We start from the raw sequence: 18029 nt of genomic DNA, 5'->3' as shown, positions 1-18029 counted from the left end.
GTTGCTTGCAAGAGCTGATGCGCTTTGCTAGAGTAGCACTATGATGCATATGCTCAATTTGGAGGCGACGCTTTTCTGCGGTCAAACCTTTGCATGGAAGAAGAATGGACCGCTGTATCAGGCGGTGATCCAGGATCGATTCATACAATTCAACGAGGCCGATTTTTCCGAGTTGGTTGTGAACGATGCATTTTTGTTTCACTATTTTGATATGGATTGGGAATATACCAAAGCCGAGTCAACCTTATGTATGCGTGATGAGCATCTGAAAACCTGCATCGAACGGTATCGGAGCTTACATATTCTGAATCAGGACCCCTGGGAAGTCCTTGTGGGGTTTCTGCTCAGTCAGAACAACAACATCAAACGGATCAGGCAGTTGTATGAACGTTTGAGTGTTCAGTATGGGAGAAGCAGTGAAGCAGGGTTTTTCTCCCTGCCAAGGCCCGAGGCACTGGAAAGTGTCGACGAGACCGCATTGCGCTCGCTTGGCCTTGGGTTCCGCGCTCCCTATCTTCTCGATGCGATACAACAGCACCGGATTCTTTGGGCATTGCCCGCTTTACCTTACGAACAAGCCTTGTCCGCCCTGATGCAAATCAAAGGGGTGGGGCCGAAGGTGGCTGCATGCATCCTGCTGTTTGGGTATCATCGGATGGAGGCGTTTCCGATGGACACTTGGATGCAAAAAGTGATGCAAGACCGGTATCCGGGAAAAGACAGCTCGTATTTTGCGCCTTATGCTGGCCTGGCCCAGCAATATTTGTTCCATGCCGAACGAAACCAAGGAGGACACGTATGATTCCACTCACTATCGCAGGAGTGCGTTTTGATCAATTTCCTCCCTCTGTACATGCGTCCTTTTCGTTCAGTGAAAACCAGTTGCAGGATGCAAGTGTCAAGATCAAGAAACAAACCCAAAGTGAAGCTGTGCTGCTTTTGTCCACGTGTGATCGTGTTGAAGTATGGTGTGAGCAAAGCAAGACCGGTTTGGTTGAGCCGATGCTTCGTGCACTGTCCCTTCCTATCCTTGCTTGGCGAGACCATGTCTATACACTCGGAGGCGAAGCATGCATCGACCATGCCTTTTCCTTGGCCAGTGGGTTGCTCAGCCCCTTGTTTGGAGAGGATCAGATCATCAGCCAAGTGTTGAAAAGCTTGGAGCGGGCACGTTTCTGTGGCTGTGCTTCCCCGTTGCTGGAATACCTGGGTCGTGAGGCTGTCACCACCGCCAAGAAAATACAGAGCAAAATCAACCTGCAAGTTCCTGATGAGACGATCGCCGAAGCGATTGAGGCAAGGTTGGGACCTGGAGCGCAGCAGGTTTTGGTAATCGGAAGCAGTGCACAAGCCAGAGTGGTCGCTGCTGCCTTGGCAAGCCATCACCATACGGTGACCATGACGTTCAGGGATCTTGAAAAGGCCGATCTGTTGCTTCCCCCTGGGGTGGCGGCAATTTCCTACACAGAACGTTTTTCCTTGTTTTCCAAAGATTTGGTCGTCATCAGTGCAACCAAAGGCATGGAATATACCGTAACCCTTGAAGAGACGAAAGACGTTCGCATGTTTTTCGATCTTGCCGGTGTACGGGACATCGATCCTTTTATATCGCGGAAAGAAGGTGTCCTGTTGTATACCTTACAAGACTTGGATGTGCCCTTGCCGGCTCGCTCGCGTGCGATCGCTCAAGCTGACTCCCTCATAGCCGAGGATACGGCGAAGGTGGTGCGATACCTTGCGTTCCGAAGGTCGGTGGAGGATGTGCAAAGTCTTGCGGCCAGAGCGGCAAATGATTTGGTGTATCGCCTGCAGGGTCCCTTGAAGGAATGTGACGATGGTTTGCGAACCACCTTGTATGAAACTGCCAGAAAAGCCTTCAGCCACCAATTGTACCGGCAGAAGAAGGGGATCTCCTATAAGCGGTATGACCTTACCCGTCCCTTCCACACCGGGATGGAAAGCTATGCCGGCGATCCTCCCGTGGTACTGAAGCAGGTGCACACCATCGAGCGAGAGGGATGGAACCTAACCTCCTTGCGGTTTGGTTCCCACAGCGGGACGCATATGGACAGTCCGTTTCATATGCTGGCATCAGGTCCGAGCCTTGATGTATTGGACCCATCCCGTTTTTTCTGCACTGCCTACGTAATGGATTGTACCGGCTTTGCCTGCATCGATTTGCAGATGGTCTGTACTTTGGAGCCGATGTGGGATGCGATTCTCTTATATACCGACCAAGGCAATCATCCGGTGCCGCTTACGATCGAAGCGGCGACTTGGTTGCTGGACAGGGGAGTACGCCTGTTCGGTTTCGATACCGCAAATGCGGACGAGCAAGGATCGATGGAGTTTCCCCTGCATCATCTCCTGTTTTCCCGCGAGGCACTGATCCTTGAAAATCTGACGAATCTCGAACCGATTCTGGGGAAGGTGGTCCAACTGACCTGCCTCCCCCTTCTGTTCGAACATGCGGATGGTGCTCCCACCCGCGTCATTGCTTGTGTCGCCGATTAATTGAAGGTGAAGGCATTGGAGAAGGTTCGGCTCTCGCCGGCAGCAAGATGAAGCATGCCTTCCATCTTCGAAAGCTCAGGATTTCTTGCGGCATCCTGGAAGCTGTACATCGGCTCAACACAGATGAATTGGGCATGCAACTGTTCCTTGGTCCAGATCACCAAGGTAGGCATATCAGCTCGCTGTACTGTTACGCTGTGTTTCCCCTGCGTACTTGAAAGTTTCACCCATGCGGATCGTAATCCGTTGAGGACGATGGGCCCCTTGTCAGTTTCAGTCCTGCTCAGTTGCAATGTTTTCTGATGATGCAGGAATTGCTTCTCCGTCTTGAAGATACCATTGACCGGGTAGAGCCGATCGACGGATTCCTCCTGTTCGAATTCAACCACAAAGGTGCTGAGATCCGCTCCGTTCTGATTCATGTCCAGGCTGAAGGCGGGGTGCCATCCAAACGTGCACCACAGTTGCTCATTCGCTTTGATCTGAGCCGTACTGCGGTATCCGTCATCGAGCAGGGTATGGGTGACCTGCAAGGAGAAATCGAAGGGATAGAAAGCTTTGGTTTCCTCGTTGGAGGAAAGCAGGAACACCGCTTCGGTTTCCGTGTGGGACAGGACTTGGAACGGCATGTCGCGTGCGAATCCGTTGACCGGCATCGGATAGGATTTCCCTTGTACCTGAATGTGTCCGTCGGGGAGGGGACCGGTTACGGGAAACAGCAACGGGGTGTGTCTGCCCCAGAACGCAGGGTCACCGTTCCAGATGTACTGATTACCCTGTTGCGTATTGATCAGTGAATGGATTTCAGCACCCACATTTGAGAGTTCCATGACATATTTTGCGTTTTTCAGTGTTATCATTGTAGACTTCCTTAGCTCAATCGTAGGGTTTTCTGCATTCCATTGCAAGTTCCAACCTGCACACACCCCGTCGATATGCTATACTCTAGGTAGTGGAGGAACCTGCATATGAGTACACAGACCGTATTTACTATCGGAAGACAGTTCGGAAGCGGCGGAAGGCAGGTAGGAAAGCATCTTGCTGAAAAGCTAGGGATCCCTTTCTACGATAAGGAGCTTATCGCGATCAGCGCCCGGGACAGCGGTTTGAGTGAAGCGCTGTTCTCCAATGCTGATGAAAAGGCCACCAGCAGTATTTTCTATTCCTTGGTAATGGGCAACTATCCGATGGCCAGCGGGGCATTGGGAGTTACGGAAATGCCCTTGAACGACCAGTTGTTTCTTATCCAAAGCAAAACGATCAAACGTCTTGCCGCCGAAGGTCCCTGCGTCATTGTCGGACGATGTGCCGATTACATCCTCAGGGATATGGAACATGTGTTGAATATTTTCATTCATGCTGATCTTGCCAACCGGAAGGAACGGGCGGTCAGGGTGTATGAGGTACCGGAGAACAAAGCCGAGGATGCCTGCCTGAAAGCAGACAAGCAACGTGCCAATTTTTACAATTATTACAGTGACCGAAAGTGGGGAATGTGCAGGACGTATGATCTGAGCCTGGACAGCGGCAAACTCGGTATCGAAGGGTGTGTCGAACAAATCCTCGGTTTCGAGCAGCTGTGGATGAAGAATGAAGGCAAGGCCATCTGATGCTGTTCGATCTTTTGGATATGCTTGAATGGTATCGTGGTCTCCATCCTGCATGGCAGACGGTGATCGACATCCTCGATCGCAGTCTGCCCTATGCGGATGAGGCGGGAAATCATCAGGTTGACGGGCTTTCCTATCAAGTGCTGTCCTACGTCTCAACCGATATGGGAACCGCTCATACGGCTGAGTACGATGAATTACATGTCATCCTGGAAGGCGAGGAGATGTGTTCGCTGTATCAGGGTGACAAGGCAACGGTGGTGGTGCAATGCACCACGGGCATGTTCATTCTGTTCAAAGCCGGGGAGCAATACCGTCATGGTCAGCAGGCAGCTTCTCCTACAGCCGTACACAAAGTGATTTTCAGATTGCCTGAACCTGCTGCTTGAATCGTTCTCGTTTGCGCCAGAGATGGGAGAGCATGAAGCGCTCTCCTTTTTTTGCATCCCCAGCCCTGATCGCTTCGACCAGGCGTCGATGCTCTCGTTGTGTTTTTTCGATGCCTCTGTTGGTGAGATGTTGGGAGAACAACAGCACCGCCTCGCTTAGATTCAATCGACTGTAGGTGAGCGTCAAAAGGTCGTTGTTCGCCAGTTTGACCAATTCTAGATGAAACTGATAGTGGAGCGCATTGAAAGACTGTACATCAAAGGATTGTTTCTGTTGCCATAATGCATCCATGTGCTTCAGCAACCCTTCCAGTTTGGTTGGGTCGGCGTGGTTTTCACAGGCCAGTCGAATGGCCAGAGCTTCCAGATATGCCCTGACTTCGGTCAATTGCTGATAATCGACCATGGTGGTGTCCCGGACATAGCTTCCGCTATGGGCGATGATGACGACGAACCCATCCTGTTCCAAACGCTTGAGCGCCTCACGGACCGGAGTACGTGAACAGGAAAACTGCGTTGCCAGCGTATTTTCCGAAAGTTTTGCTCCGTTGGAAAGTTCACCTTGGCGGATGCGGTTCTTCAGAAAAGTATAGATGTCCTCTATCAATTGGCTTTTGTTGTGCGTGTCCATCATCTTCAGTATATACAAACGCCTCTGATGTGCATAGATACGAAAAAACCGCAGTGTAAAACTGCGGCCTTTCCAAAGTGTTACTCTTGGTTTACTGGTCGATGCCGACCAGTTCAATATCGAAGATCAACAGAGAGTTGGGCAGGATGGTGTCGGTTCCGTTCTCACCGTATCCAAGACTAGGATGGATCCAGGTACGGATGACGCTTCCTGTGTTCATGGTCAACAGTGCCTCGGTGAAACCAGGGATCAAGCTATTCACCGGGAAGTGGGCAGTTTGTCCTGCATCGTATGAACTCTCAACCACCGTACCGTCCATCATCTGCAGTTGGTAATTCACCTCAACCTTGTCCTCAAGGCTCGGCTTCTTCCCGTCACTGGGGGTGAGAACTTGGTATTGCAGTCCACTGGCGGTGGTGATCACGCCGTCATTGGTCTTGTTCTTGGCCAGGAATGCTTCTGCATCCTTCAGGTTGCTCGCAGCAACTTCGGTTTTCCAAGCCTGGTACTCATCCTCAAGCACTTTCTGATATTCCATGAAAGCACTCTGCATTTCGGTGTCATTCATCATCAGGGTGTTGTTGCACGCAAAATCCAGCGCACCGGAAGCATAGAGATCACCGTTGACGGTGATGCCCTGTCCGGCCATATTCAATGCCAACAGATATCCATAGGTATAACTGAAGATGTTCACCAAATCGGTCGGTTTGGCCAATGAAGCAACTTCCTCGATCGAAGCGTAGGAAGCTGTACCGTAGTCGGTGGGAGCCTGACCGGCATTCCATACCTTCTCCTGGTAATCATTGACGTTCGCATACAGCTCCTCAAGTGTGAAATATCCATTCTTGACTTCACTCTGGGAGTCGGCATATCCGTCAAGGGCACCCTTTACATAATAGCCGGCATCAAAGAACAAACCTTGGGAAGCGAACGATTGGAGCAGCATGTAACCGTAGGCATAGCTGAAACGGTCGGTAAGGCTCCCGAGGGTGGTCTGCTGGTCCATGTTGATCGAATAGGGCAGAACCCCGGTTTGCACCAATGGGTTGATGTAACGGATATCAGAGGCAACTCCCTGTGAAAGTACTACTTCCACATAATCGCCGCTGGACAATGAGGTTGCCGGGTAACTGGAAACGGTATCGCTCGAGGTTTGGAACGTGATGTCCTCGCCTTCAAGTGTGCGAGCCACAAATATCATCTGGCCGTTCTGATTCAGGGCTGAGAGGATCCGTACCGTTACGGCTCCACTCTGGCTTTCCTTCATGCCCATTGCAAACAAGGCAGAAGAAAGAAGCATCATGACCAAGAGGGTCACGACCAGCTTTGTACGATTATTCTTCTTCATAGTCATTCCTTTTTTTGGGTTTGTTGCAATGCTTGCAACTTCCTTCCAATGTACGTGCTCTTTTCCCAAACGTCAATGCACAATCGTTCAGCCGTAGTTTGGTGAATGCACCTATTGTACTACATTATCGCCAAATAGGTCCATTCTTGTAGTTTTGTGAACTTTTCTGCTGATTGCCAACTTGGCATTCCCATGATAGGGTAGGTGCATCCATGTGTGCAAGGAGTCGAAGTATGCCGTTGATTACCACCCAAAAACCCGATGCCAAGGACAAGGCGTTGTTGTATGAAACCGTAAGGATAGCCCATGAGGCGAAACTGAAAGGCAACCATCCTTTTGGGGCTTTGCTCGCTGATGCAAAAGGGGCCATCCTGATGGAGCAGGGCAACGATTATGAGGAAGGAGGGTCTGCAATGCATGCCGAGACCTTGCTTTTGTTCAAGGCAAGCAAACGGTATGACAGCGAATTCCTTGCCACCTGCACGCTCTATACCAATGCAGAGCCGTGCGTCATGTGCACCGGAGCGCTCTACTGGACCAATGTCCGCCGTTTAGTGTACGGGATTACCGAAAAACAATTGCTTGCCTTGACGGAGGCGGATGTGCAGAACCCCACCTTCGACCTTCCAAGCGCCGAGGTGCTTGCGCATGGACAGAAGGACATTGAGGTGGTGGGACCGACCGACGATCCCTCCCTCATAGAGGCAATCGTGGCCGATCATATCGGATTCTGGGTGCATTGATGATGGAGCTGCCGTATCTTTTGAAACGGGAGAACATCTGCAGGATAGAAGACGGACGGATCCTCATCGGCGATCGCAGGGTGTTCCCGTTCAAGCGTCGGTTTGAAGTTTGCACATCGGTTGAGGAAATCGCCGGTGCTTTGCAGTCCATGGTGACCCAAGGCGGTGGACCGCTTGAGGTTGCCTTGACGACGATGGTGTACGTTGCCAAACAGATGCGGGAAGGCCGCTTGCCTAGAGATCCTGCCGTCCTTGAGAGGGCCTGCGACCTTCTGATCGCAGCCAGGCCCACCAACACCACGATGAAACGGGTCATTCAGGGATTGCTTGCAGAACTTGCTTCCCATCCTTCCGATTGGCTTGATTTGGTCGAGCCGAAAGTCGAGGCTGTCCAAGCTTCTTTTGATCATGTCTATGAGGTCATGGGACGATTCGGCAGTTCCCTGCTGGGGCCGGAGAATACCATTCTGACCACCTGTTTCGCCGAACATACCTTCCTGCTTTCCCTCGCGTATGCACAGGCGGAAGGTAAGCACGTACGGGTGATCGCCAATGAAACAAGGCCGTACCTGCAGGGATCCCGGCTTACCGCTCCCAGTCTGCAGGAGATGGGCATTGAGGTGCAGTTGATCACCGATGGAATGGGGGCGACGGTGATTTCCGAGCATATGGTCACCCATTACATGACAGCAGCAGATGTCGTCTGTCTCGATGGGACGGTGGTCAACAAGGTGGGCACGCTCTCGAATGCGCTTGCCGCACACGCCTATGGCGTTCCGTATTATGCGTTCAGTGTTTCCCCTGATCCCACCAAGAGGGGAAGGCAGGATCTGGTAATGGAAATGCGTAGTGCCGGCGAAGTCACCCAATGCCTGGGCAGAAGCACGACCAAAAAGGGGATCGGTGCATTGTACCCTGCTTTCGATAGTATCCCTGCCGAATTGGTGCGCGGCATCGTCACGGCAAAGGGCGTGCTTTCCCCGCATCAGATACAGAGGAGTTTTTCATGAAAGCTATCATCGGAGGAACCGGTGTCGATACATTGGACGGCTATAGCCTGCAACCAAAGCAGGTAATTACCGATTATGGCAAGGTGGAGGTGTTTCTGGGTGCAGGCCGATATGAAACCTTGGTGTTTCTTCCCCGTCACGGCTCACAGCATTCCCTTCCTCCCCATATGATCAACTATCGTGCGAATGTCGCGGCGCTGCGCCAACTCGGTGTAGAAGAGGCAATCGGGATCTATGCGGTCGGATCGATCTCGGCGAAACTCGAGCCTGGTTGTATCGGTCTGGTTTCTGATTTCATCGATCTGAGCGGAGGAAGCCGGGCCAACACCTTTTTTACCGGAGGCGAACATCAGGTGGTCCATGTTGCCATGGATGAAGTGTTCGACCAAACCCTGCAACAACGACTGCTGCACCTTGATCCCAGCTTGGTTGATGCAGGGGTGTATGCCTGCACCAATGGACCAAGACTGGAAACCAAAGCGGAAATACGGTATTTGGCCTCTCTCGGCTGCGATATCGTCGGGATGACCCTTGCCACCGAGGTAAGCCTGCTTCGTGAAGCGGGGACCAAGACGGCAGCTTTGGCCTACAGCATCAACTGGGCTGTCGGTATTCAACATGCCGTCGCCTTCATCGATGATGCGCAGATAGCACGACTGAAAGACCGGATGACTCACTTGTGTCTGGATGCATTGCTCAATTCCTCCAGATGATAGGGGGTATTCTGGTACACAAGGTAGTTGAGCCAATTGCTGAACAAGAGATGGGCATGCCCTCTCCAAGTGACTTGGACTTGATTGCCTTGGTAGTAGTGAACGGGTTCCAATGCGTCCAACCCGGCATCTGTATCCCGTCGGTACTCTTCATCCAGGGTCCGTTCGTCATACTCACTGTGCCCTGTCACGTAGACCCTCCTTCCATCACGACTGGCCGCCAGGTACAGTCCAGCCTCCTCTGAGCGTGCGAGGACCAAGAGATCTTGCTGGGCTTGTACCGCTGCTTCCGATACTGTGGTGTGGCGTGAGTGAGGCGCCCAAAAGCAGTCGTCGAATCCTCGGACCAACGGATGATGCTTCTGCTCAACCGTATGCGCATATACCCCGCTGAGTTTCGCCGGGAGTTTGTGTTTCTGTATTCCATACGCATGATAGAGTGCAGCTTGCGCAGCCCAGCAGACGTACAGTGAGCAATAGACCTGCTCCTTTGCCCAAGAAAGGATCCGTTTCAGTTCATCCCAGTAGGCGACTTGTTCGAATTCCAAGGTTTCGACAGGACTCCCGGTGATGATCAAGGCATCAAAACGCCGATGTTTGACCTCGTCGAAGGTCTCATAAAACGTCTGAAGATAGGAGCGGGGAGTATGTTTGCTCTCGTAGCTGGCTGTGGTCAGGAAGGTGACCTCCACCTGGAGGGCTGTATTGCCCAACAGGCGGAGAAATTGCTGTTCCGTACGAATCTTGTCCGGCATCAGGTTCAGTAGAACCACTTGCAGCGGCCTGATATCCTGATGGATGGCACGATCTTTCGTCATGAAGAAAATATTCTCCTGTTTCAGTGCCTCGGCTGCAGGAAGATGTTCGGGGATGGTTACTGGCATGCGGGGCCTCCCACCTGTGCAAAGGCTTGGTCCAGATCGGCAAGCAGGTCATCGATATGCTCGCAACCAATGGAGAGCCTGATGGTTGTATCGGTGATTCCCTGGCTTTCAAGCACCTCCTTGCTCAACTGTGCATGCGTGGTGGAACCGGGATGGATGACCAGTGATTTGACATCCGCCACATTGGCGAGCAGGCTGAAGATACGCAAAGAATCTATGAAGGTCTGTGCATCGGCCTTGCTTCCCTTGATGTCGAAGGTAAAGATACTGATCCCCCCGTTCGGGAAATACCGTTTGTACAATGCATGATACGGATTATCCTCAAGACTGGGGTGGTTTACCTTGGCTACCTTGTCATGGTTCGCAAGGTAGTTGACCACCGCGAGTGTATTCTGTACATGGCGTTCCACGCGCAGGGATAGGGTTTCCAATCCTTGGAGGAAAAGGAAAGAATGCCAAGGGGAAAGGCAGGCACCGGTGTCCCTGAGTAAGACTGCCCGTGCTTTGGTAATCCATGCAGTTTCCTTCGCCGCTTCAGTGAAGCTTATCCCATGATAGCTTGGATTGGGTTCACTGAGAGCGGGGAATTTCCCGCTGGCTTTCCAATCGAATGCACCGCTGTCTATGATGACTCCGCCCAGGGATGTGCCATGACCCCCAATGAACTTGGTCGCCGAATGTACGACGATGTCGGCACCGCTTTCAATGGGACGAACCAGATACGGAGTTGCAAACGTGTTGTCCACTACCAATGGTACGTGATGAGCGTGCGCAATGGCACTGAGCGCCTGAAGATCGCATAACGTTGCATTGGGGTTGCCGACCGTCTCGACAAAAAGCGCCTTGGTCGTCGGCCTGAAGGCGGATCCCACGGCGTCCAGATCCACAGGATCGACGAATGTTGTCTCAATGCCCCATTCACTGATGGTTTGGGAGAACAGGTTGTAGGTACCTCCATAGATTGTTTCGGCTGAAACGATGTGCTCGCCCTGCTTTGCAAGATTGAGGATGGCGTAGGTGATCGCCGCAGAACCACTGGCTACCGCCAATGCCCCTACGCCTCCTTCCAGCGTTGCAATCCGTTTTTCAAACGCCTCCTGGGTGGGGTTGGTGAGACGGCTGTAGATATTTCCGGGCTCCGTCAGATTGAATCTGGCTTCGGCATGGGCGCAGTTGTCAAAGACATAACTGGCGGTCTGGTAGATGGGAACCACACGGGCTCCATTTGCCGGATCAGGTTGTTCTTGGCCTGCATGCAGTGCCAGTGTCTCGAAATGATACGTAGTAGTGTGCATGATTTGCTCCTGATTGTTCATAATGTGGGGTGATCGGTTCGAAGAACGGATGGATTCACATATGGTCTACAACGGAGCCACAGCGAGGATGTTTGGCTGTTTTCATGGAAATTCCTTGGAGTTGGTTTATGCGCGTGCACAACGGCACATCATAGGATCGGTTGTATCAGCAGTCATTTGCATCTGCATCATCGATGTGCCTCCTCCAAGAAAGATATCCTACCGAAAGGCTGGAAATTGTATTTAGTCTAGATGACTCGACGGTACGTGTCAACAGGATTGGCAAAAAAAACCGGGAGTTTTTGGCTCCCGGCTTTTGTTCAGTCCTCGATGGCCATATAGGCGTCGAATTCCTCGAACATCTTTGGATCTGGATGTTTCTCCAGCAGGCTGAAAATCACCATGAAAATGGATGCAATGATGAAGCCCGGCAACAGTTCGTAGACATCGAAGAGGCCGCCGGAGAGTTGTTTCCAAATTACGACGGTAAGTCCTCCACTGACCATGGCGGCAATCGCACCGTTTCGGCTTGCCCGTCTCCAGAACAAGGAAGCGAGGATCACCGGTCCGAAGGTTGCCCCGAATCCAGCCCAAGCGTAGCTGACGACATCAAATATGGAGGAATTGGGGTCCATGGCAAGGAAGATGGCAATGATGGTAATGGTGACTACGGTAATTCTGCTCACCAACAGGGTTTCCTTGTCGGAGGCATCCTTACGAAGCAATGCTTTGTACACATCCTTGCTGAATGCCGATGATGCTACCAAGAGTTGGCTGTCTGCAGTACTCATGGATGCAGCAAGAATGGCACAAAGGAAGAACCCTGCAATGAAGGTGGGGAATATCTTCTGCATGCTTGCAATGAAGACTGCTTCGGCGGCGCTTTGGGATTCATAGACCAGAGGTACCAGAAACACTTTTCCTACCACGCCGACCAGAAGGGCCGCTGCCATTGCAAGACTCACCCAGACCATTGCAATCCTTCTGCTGGTCTTCACCTCGGCATTGCTGCGGATGGACATGAAACGGACCAGGATGTGCGGCATTCCAAAATAGCCGAGGCCCCAGGCCAATGCGCTGAGAATCTGCAAAAAGCCATAACTGGTTCCCGGCGGAGTAATGAAGGGATTGATGAAATGTCGGCCGAACTGCGCCAGTTCATTGAACGTATGGGCAGGTCCGCCGGCAAGAATGAGAGCAATGAAACCTGTGGCGATCAAGGCGATGAACATCAGACTTCCTTGGAGGAAATCGGTAGCCACTACGGCAAGATAACCGCCGAGCAGCGTATACCCCAGGATTACGGCGACCCCGAGCAACAGTGCGATGTAGTAGTTGAGTCCAAATACGGCGGTAAAGAGTTTTGCGGAGGCAAGAAAACCGCTTGCCGTATATACGATGAAGAACATCAGGATGATGATGGAACTGATCGTTTGCAACGCCTTCGACTTGTCGTGGAAGCGATTGGTCAAGAATTCAGGAATGGTAATGGAGTCCTTTGCATGGATGGTGTACTTGCGCATCCGTTTGGCAACGAGCAACCAGTTCAGGTACGTGCCGACCAGAAGCCCGACGGCTGTCCAGAAGGCTTCCTGCAATCCGGAGAAGTAGGCGAGGCCGGGAAGCCCCATCAACAACCAACCGGACATGTCCGAGGCTTCGGCGCTGAGGGCGGTGAACCAGGGGCCTATCGAGCGCCCTCCGAGGAAGTAGTCACTGGTTGATTTTGTTTTCTTGTACGTCACAAAGCCGATGGACAACATAAGCCCAAGGTAGATGGCGAATGCCAGAGCGGTGATAATTTGATAGCTGTTCATGGACAATTCTCTCCCAACTGAAACATGTTTATTCAGAATACCTGTTGTAGAAGCAGGATTCAAGAGAAATCCAAATTAAGATGTATAAAAACCTGCATATTTATGCAGGTTTTGGAAGATTTTATGGTTGCAATACTACGATCAGCTGCTGGCAGCTACCGTCTTGAGGAACTTTCTGAATATGAAGGCTATGAGCATGGTGCCGAGTATCATGACGAAGGAGAGTGCGTTGATGACCGGTGACACGCCGTATCTGATCATCGAATATACATACAACGGCAGGGTTCCCGAACCAGGTCCCGACACGAAGAAGGTGATGACAAAGTCTTCGAGGGACATGGTGATGCACATCAGAAAACCGGAGAGGATGGCCGGGATGATGGTGGGGATGATGACCTTCATCAAGGTCTGGCGTTCATTGGCCCCGAGATCGCGAGCGGCTTCGAGGGTGGAGTAATCGAACTCATCCAGTCGGGCGCTGACCATCATGAAGACGAATGGCAGGTTGAAGGTGGTATGGGCCACAAAGATGGTGAACATTCCCAGTCGGATTTTCACCGCCGAGAAGAAGATCAACATCGAGATACCGATGATGACCTCGGGCAGTACCATCGGTAGGTAACTGACGGTGGAGATGTAGCTTCGTCCGTGGAATCGATACCATTTGATGCCGATTGCGGCCAAGGAACCCAACACGGTTGCACTCATACTGCTGGTGAGGGCGATGATCAGGCTGTTTTTGAAGGCGGCCCACAAGGAAGGGCTGTCGAAGATCAGCTTTTCATACCAGACCAATGATGCATGGTCCCATTGCATGCCTTTTGCACTGTTGAAGGAAAAGAAAACCACAACAAACAAGGGGATGAAGAGAAAGACCACCACCAAGGAGAGCATCACATAGGAAAACGAGATGTTGGTTTTATTTGAATACTTGTGGTAATTCATTTTACACCTCGTTGACTGTGATGCGTCTTGATGTTGTGTTCCAGTGCTTGTTGGGATGTCTTCTTGTTCTCTTTCTGTGATTGCTCGCGCTTCCCGTTGGTGAGCATCCAGAATACACCCACCAAGGAGATGAGGGTGAGAATCATCGAGAAGGCGGAGGCCAACGGCCAGTTTCTCGTCTTCGATACTTGATCGACGATGATGTTGCCGATCATGGTGGAGTCTTTTCCTCCGACCAAGAGAGGAACGGTATACGCACCGAAGATGGGAATGAAGGTGAAGATGAACGCGGTGCTGAGACCGCTCTTGATGTTGGGGAACATCACCTTGAGGATGGCTTCCAGCTTGGACGCTCCAAGGTCGCGTGCGGCATCCAGCAGGGAGAAGTCGAATTTATCGATGGTGGTGAACAACGGAAGGATGGCAAACGGCAGGTACATGTAGATGAGTACAAGAATGACAGCCCCGTTGTTGTAAATGAGCTTCAGCCCTTCGTCGATCAAACCCATGCGCATCAACAGGGAGTTGATGAACCCTTCAGTGGAGAGGATCGATATCCAGGCATAGATGCGGATCAAGGAATTGGTCCAGAAGGGAATGATGATCAAGAAAAGCAAGAAGGTTTGGTGCTTGCTTTTTGCCATGGCATAGCCGCAGGGTATGGCGATGAGGATGCACAGGAAGGTGGATACCACGCTGATCCACAGTGTTCGGAATACAACCAAACCGAAGCTTGGGTTGAACATCTGTTTGTAGGCGGTGAGGGTGAACTGTGCTTCCACCCCTCCATACAGCCCCCGTTTCATGAAACTGTAAAGAATGATGATACCCAATGGAACGGTGAAGAAGAGGGTGAACCACAATCCCATCGGATACCCGTAGATGGTACCCAGCAGTTGTTCACGCTCCCTTGGCTTGAGGACTCGTTTCATCGCTCGGTATCCTTTACCAGGTATCCGTCGGTCGCTGTCCAGCTGACGTACACCGTATCCTTCCATTCGATGTCGGGTCCATCTTCCAGGAATGCCGTATGCTGTTTGAAAACCTTGACTTGGGTGGAGCTTTCATTTTCCAGCTTTACATAGAACTTCGATTGGAAACCGGAATACACCGGTTCCTCGACGATTCCCTTGAAGGTATTCAATTCCTTGGTGGTCGAACGCGGGACATTACTCGATATTCTCACTTTCTCCGGTCGAACAGTGAAGTCCATCAGTGAACCGATCTGCTGAGGTTCGTAATCGGTTACGGTAATCTCCCCTTTGAGGGCGGGAACCTCGACGCGCATCAGATACTCCGATTCGTATGGTTCACAGGAAAGCACTTTGCAGGGAAAGATGTTGGTTTCTCCGATGAACTGTGCGACAAACCTTGTTGCAGGGGCTTCGTATATTTCATACGGAGTGCCGATCTGCAAGACCTTGCCTTTGTTCATGACTGCAATTCGGTCAGAGACGGAGAGTGCTTCACTTTGGTCATGGGTTACATAGATGAAGGTGATGCCTACCTTGTCATGGATCTGGTCAAGTTCCACCAAAAGGTTCTGTCTGAGTTTTGCATCCAAGGCTGACAGAGGTTCATCCAAAAGAAGGACTCTTGGCTCATTGATGAGGGCTCGGGCAATTGCTACACGCTGTTTCTGCCCGCCGCTGAGCATCGAGGGTTTCTTGTACAAGTGTTCCTCAAGCTGGACGAGTTTCACATATTCTTTGACCTTCTGGTCGATGACTTTCTTTTCTACATGCTTGAGACGAAGGGGAAATGCAATGTTTTCGTAGACGGTAAGATGGGGAAACAACGCATACGTCTGAAATACGGTATTGGATTGACGTTTGTCAGGAGCCAGGGGCAGAATGTCCCGGTTGTCGAACGCCACGTTTCCCGTATCCGGATAATCAAATCCAGCAATAATTCTCAGTAGGGTGGTTTTTCCGCACCCTGAGGGACCGAGCAGTGAGAAAAACTCACCTTTATGGATTTGGACACTCACATCATCGAGTGCCTTGAAATCGCCATAGGAGCGGGTGACCCGTTCGACAGTAACTTCAACACCTTTCAATCTTTTCCCTTCCCTCCACTCGTTTCAGGCGCAGAATTTCCCAAAAATTGCTTTGGGAGCCTTCACGATGTACTGCGAATATCGAATATTTGACCAGCTCTGTCAAGCAGTTTGCCCGAAAAAGCAGGACAATTGTATAAAGGTAAATAAAAACATATTATATAAAAAAATAAAGCAGTTTTACCAATGGTTTTCAAAGCGATGAATTCCAATGATACGTTTAGGCTAATCCAAGAAGGGGAAAGGTGCAAGACCTGCAAAGTGACTGTACCTAAGATTTGAGGAAATCGAGGCGCACAATCTTTCCGGTTGAAGGGTTTTCCCGATACACAGCCGGTCCTTCCTCGTCGTATCCGAACCAGATGACGCGAGTGAATTCGGCTAGTTTCGGATCCTTGGGGTCGTCGTACACCCGACAGTAGTCGAAGGGATGATTGGTCTGGATTCTCTGGTCGTAATGCAGCATGGTTTCCTCATTGTTCGAATAATCCAGCCTATAGCAAACATATGCCATACCTTATCTATCAATCTACTTGACAACAGGTATGTCGTCAATATTCTGAGCATTCCCAATCGATGGAATGCCAGAAAAGTATGGATTCAATGCATCACTTCTGACAGAACTTCTATTCGTTGAGCAGCACGTAGTGAAGGTGGTCCTCCCAGATGCCGTTGATCTGCAGGTAATGGGTGCTCAAGCCTTCTTCCCTGAATCCGAGTCCTTGGACCAATTTCCGTGATTCTGCATTCCTGGGCATGATATTTGCCTCCACTCTATGGAGTCCATAGGTGGAGAAGGCCAGTACAAGTATTTTCTTTAGGGCTTCGGTCATGAATCCTTGGTGCAGGTGCATTGCATCCAGTCCGTAGCCGAGGAAGCATGATTGGAACGGGCCGTAGACAATATTGGTCAACGATGCTTTGCCGATGATATGCTGTCCGTTTTTTTCAAAGAGGTAGAAAGGCAGGCTGGTTTTGTTCTCAAAGGCCATTTGCTCGAATTCCAGCAACTTTCCGCAGGAATCCAGTGCATAATATGCATCATCCCGCGTTGGTTCCCAAGGTTTATGGAATGTTCGATTATTCAGCAGATATTCCTGCAGCAAGGGAGCTTGCTCGCCAGAAAGTACCTTCAAAGTCAGCCGTTCCGTGGAAAAGGTGGTCACCGTATCCTCTTTTATTTCTGGCATGAAGCACAGTCTTGCATCAATAAGCTTTGCAAATGATACAACGGGCGGTCACGAACATAATCATCCTTGGTTTCTCCGTTTGAGGAGGAGAGGATGTTTCCGTCGCGATCCAGCAACAAAAAACCGGGAATATAAAAACGATCGGGTCCCAGAAGACCCATTACGTTTGTCCTTTCTCTATCCTCAAACCTGATATACCCGAATGGGTAGTTTCCTTGGTCGAGAAATGCCAACAAGGCTTGGTTTGATTGGTCGTCTTTGTGTCCGGCAAATATGATTTCGATTCTGTTGCCGAAGAGCTGCTTGTATTGTTCATAGGTCTGCTTTAATTGGTCGGCATAGGCAACACAATACGGACACCAGTCTGCAGCATAGTACATGAGCAGATAATCGGAGTCGATCTCCATTTTGTTACCTTGCCGGTCAACTACTGACTGTTTGAGTATTTCAAACGGTGTCTGTTCCTGCCTGGTGGTACTGCACCCTCCCAATAGCATCAGCATTGCCAAAGATGCTGCAAATAGAAAACGTTTCATCACTTCTCCCCACATTGCCAATAAGTATAGTGGAGGATTGATGGTGGAGCAACCAAGAATCAAGTGGTAGGTTAAGTCCCAGACAAAAAAACAAGCAGATACAAGAAAACTGCATCTGCTCATCCAACAAATCTGAGGCTTTACGCCAAAGAGGTCTCGAACCTCTGACCTACTGCTTAGAAGGCAGTTGCTCTATCCAACTGAGCTATTGGCGCACAAACTCTGATGCACAAGGCATCAAAGGCGATGAAACCTTAGCGTAAATTATGAAAAAGGTAAAGATGGTACGCAAAGAAAAAGATTTGAAGAAATATGATTGATAACCATTATATTTAAGCTTGCCTA

19 protein-coding genes and 1 tRNA gene are annotated in these 18029 nt (G+C 50.7%); 7 read left to right on the top strand and 13 right to left on the bottom strand.

Translation table 11 applies throughout. The features are described from left to right. Positions 1–40 precede the first annotated feature (40 nt). Together AB7C91_RS04235 and AB7C91_RS04230 are read left to right on the top strand one after the other, a co-directional pair. The gene (locus tag AB7C91_RS04235) at positions 41–802 is read left to right on the top strand and encodes a DNA-3-methyladenine glycosylase family protein (protein WP_332446294.1); all 762 of its coding nucleotides are present in this window, start codon (positions 41–43) and stop codon (positions 800–802) included. After that, positions 799–2514, top strand: a complete 1716-nt coding sequence (locus tag AB7C91_RS04230; protein WP_332446293.1) for a cyclase family protein — start codon at positions 799–801, stop codon at positions 2512–2514. The genes AB7C91_RS04235 and AB7C91_RS04230 overlap by 4 nt, the downstream gene beginning before the upstream one ends. On the opposite strand, the gene AB7C91_RS04225 is transcribed toward AB7C91_RS04230, so the two are convergent. Then, complete coding sequence (locus tag AB7C91_RS04225) at positions 2511–3374, bottom strand: hypothetical protein (RefSeq protein ID WP_428589424.1); 864 nt, start codon at positions 3372–3374, stop codon at positions 2511–2513. The two genes, AB7C91_RS04230 and AB7C91_RS04225, sit on opposite strands and share 4 nt — an antisense overlap. A gap of 108 nt (positions 3375–3482) precedes the next feature. Here AB7C91_RS04225 and AB7C91_RS04220 point away from each other — a divergent pair, with 108 nt between their 5' ends. Together AB7C91_RS04220 and AB7C91_RS04215 are read left to right on the top strand one after the other, a co-directional pair. Next, on the top strand, positions 3483–4124 hold the full coding sequence (locus AB7C91_RS04220; RefSeq protein WP_332446291.1) for a cytidylate kinase-like family protein: 642 nt from the start codon (positions 3483–3485) through the stop codon (positions 4122–4124). Next, positions 4124–4513 carry a YhcH/YjgK/YiaL family protein gene (locus tag AB7C91_RS04215; RefSeq protein ID WP_332446290.1) on the top strand — a complete coding sequence of 130 codons (390 nt, stop codon included), beginning with the start codon at positions 4124–4126 and terminating at the stop codon, positions 4511–4513. Before AB7C91_RS04220 ends, AB7C91_RS04215 begins: the two co-directional genes overlap by 1 nt. Here the strand turns inward: AB7C91_RS04215 and AB7C91_RS04210 are convergent. Together AB7C91_RS04210 and AB7C91_RS04205 are read right to left on the bottom strand one after the other, a co-directional pair. Continuing rightward, on the bottom strand, positions 4488–5144 hold the full coding sequence (locus AB7C91_RS04210) for a GntR family transcriptional regulator (RefSeq protein ID WP_332446289.1): 657 nt from the start codon (positions 5142–5144) through the stop codon (positions 4488–4490). The two genes, AB7C91_RS04215 and AB7C91_RS04210, sit on opposite strands and share 26 nt — an antisense overlap. Positions 5145–5235: 91 nt before the next feature. Further along, entirely contained in the window at positions 5236–6492 is a 1257-nt protein-coding gene (locus AB7C91_RS04205) for an FKBP-type peptidyl-prolyl cis-trans isomerase N-terminal domain-containing protein (protein ID WP_332446288.1), read from the bottom strand. Between the two features lie 233 nt (positions 6493–6725). Between AB7C91_RS04205 and AB7C91_RS04200 the strand changes: the two genes are divergently transcribed. Genes AB7C91_RS04200 through AB7C91_RS04190 form a run of 3 tightly spaced genes read left to right on the top strand, consistent with a single transcriptional unit; the run spans position 6726 to position 8958 of the window. Then, positions 6726–7235 carry a nucleoside deaminase gene (locus AB7C91_RS04200; protein WP_332446286.1) on the top strand — a complete coding sequence of 170 codons (510 nt, stop codon included), beginning with the start codon at positions 6726–6728 and terminating at the stop codon, positions 7233–7235. Continuing rightward, the gene (locus AB7C91_RS04195; RefSeq protein ID WP_332446285.1) at positions 7235–8245 is read left to right on the top strand and encodes a translation initiation factor 2; all 1011 of its coding nucleotides are present in this window, start codon (positions 7235–7237) and stop codon (positions 8243–8245) included. Before AB7C91_RS04200 ends, AB7C91_RS04195 begins: the two co-directional genes overlap by 1 nt. Continuing rightward, on the top strand, positions 8242–8958 hold the full coding sequence (locus AB7C91_RS04190; protein ID WP_428589418.1) for an MTAP family purine nucleoside phosphorylase: 717 nt from the start codon (positions 8242–8244) through the stop codon (positions 8956–8958). Before AB7C91_RS04195 ends, AB7C91_RS04190 begins: the two co-directional genes overlap by 4 nt. Here the strand turns inward: AB7C91_RS04190 and AB7C91_RS04185 are convergent. The 10 genes from AB7C91_RS04185 to AB7C91_RS04140 form a co-directional block, all read right to left on the bottom strand. After that, positions 8919–9842, bottom strand: a complete 924-nt coding sequence (locus AB7C91_RS04185) for a homoserine O-succinyltransferase (RefSeq protein ID WP_428589415.1) — start codon at positions 9840–9842, stop codon at positions 8919–8921. The two genes, AB7C91_RS04190 and AB7C91_RS04185, sit on opposite strands and share 40 nt — an antisense overlap. Then, the gene (locus AB7C91_RS04180; RefSeq protein ID WP_428589412.1) at positions 9833–11137 is read right to left on the bottom strand and encodes an O-acetylhomoserine aminocarboxypropyltransferase/cysteine synthase family protein; all 1305 of its coding nucleotides are present in this window, start codon (positions 11135–11137) and stop codon (positions 9833–9835) included. Before AB7C91_RS04180 ends, AB7C91_RS04185 begins: the two co-directional genes overlap by 10 nt. Positions 11138–11457: 320 nt before the next feature. After that, positions 11458–12954, bottom strand: coding sequence for a sodium/proline symporter PutP (gene putP / locus AB7C91_RS04175; RefSeq protein WP_332447244.1), 1497 nt, complete (start codon positions 12952–12954; stop codon positions 11458–11460). A gap of 141 nt (positions 12955–13095) precedes the next feature. After that, positions 13096–13899: an ABC transporter permease gene (locus AB7C91_RS04170; protein WP_332447243.1), complete on the bottom strand. Its 804-nt coding sequence runs from the start codon at positions 13897–13899 to the stop codon at positions 13096–13098. After that, positions 13896–14831 (bottom strand): ABC transporter permease, encoded by a 936-nt coding sequence (locus tag AB7C91_RS04165; RefSeq protein ID WP_332447242.1) that lies wholly within the window; start codon positions 14829–14831, stop codon positions 13896–13898. Before AB7C91_RS04165 ends, AB7C91_RS04170 begins: the two co-directional genes overlap by 4 nt. Further along, the gene (locus AB7C91_RS04160) at positions 14828–15958 is read right to left on the bottom strand and encodes an ABC transporter ATP-binding protein (RefSeq protein WP_332447241.1); all 1131 of its coding nucleotides are present in this window, start codon (positions 15956–15958) and stop codon (positions 14828–14830) included. The genes AB7C91_RS04165 and AB7C91_RS04160 overlap by 4 nt, the downstream gene beginning before the upstream one ends. 271 nt (positions 15959–16229) lie before the next feature. Beyond that, the gene (locus AB7C91_RS04155; protein WP_332447240.1) at positions 16230–16472 is read right to left on the bottom strand and encodes a hypothetical protein; all 243 of its coding nucleotides are present in this window, start codon (positions 16470–16472) and stop codon (positions 16230–16232) included. Between the two features lie 112 nt (positions 16473–16584). Continuing rightward, positions 16585–17148 carry a GNAT family N-acetyltransferase gene (locus AB7C91_RS04150; RefSeq protein ID WP_332447239.1) on the bottom strand — a complete coding sequence of 188 codons (564 nt, stop codon included), beginning with the start codon at positions 17146–17148 and terminating at the stop codon, positions 16585–16587. Beyond that, positions 17136–17684 carry a thioredoxin family protein gene (locus tag AB7C91_RS04145; protein ID WP_332447238.1) on the bottom strand — a complete coding sequence of 183 codons (549 nt, stop codon included), beginning with the start codon at positions 17682–17684 and terminating at the stop codon, positions 17136–17138. Before AB7C91_RS04145 ends, AB7C91_RS04150 begins: the two co-directional genes overlap by 13 nt. A gap of 141 nt (positions 17685–17825) precedes the next feature. Then, positions 17826–17899 (bottom strand) — tRNA-Arg (locus tag AB7C91_RS04140). Between the last annotated feature and the right edge of the window lie 130 nt (positions 17900–18029).

The organism is Sphaerochaeta sp. (assembly GCF_050256055.1).
Classification (GTDB): domain Bacteria; phylum Spirochaetota; class Spirochaetia; order Sphaerochaetales; family Sphaerochaetaceae; genus Sphaerochaeta.
This window is presented reverse-complemented; position numbering and strand designations above follow the sequence as displayed.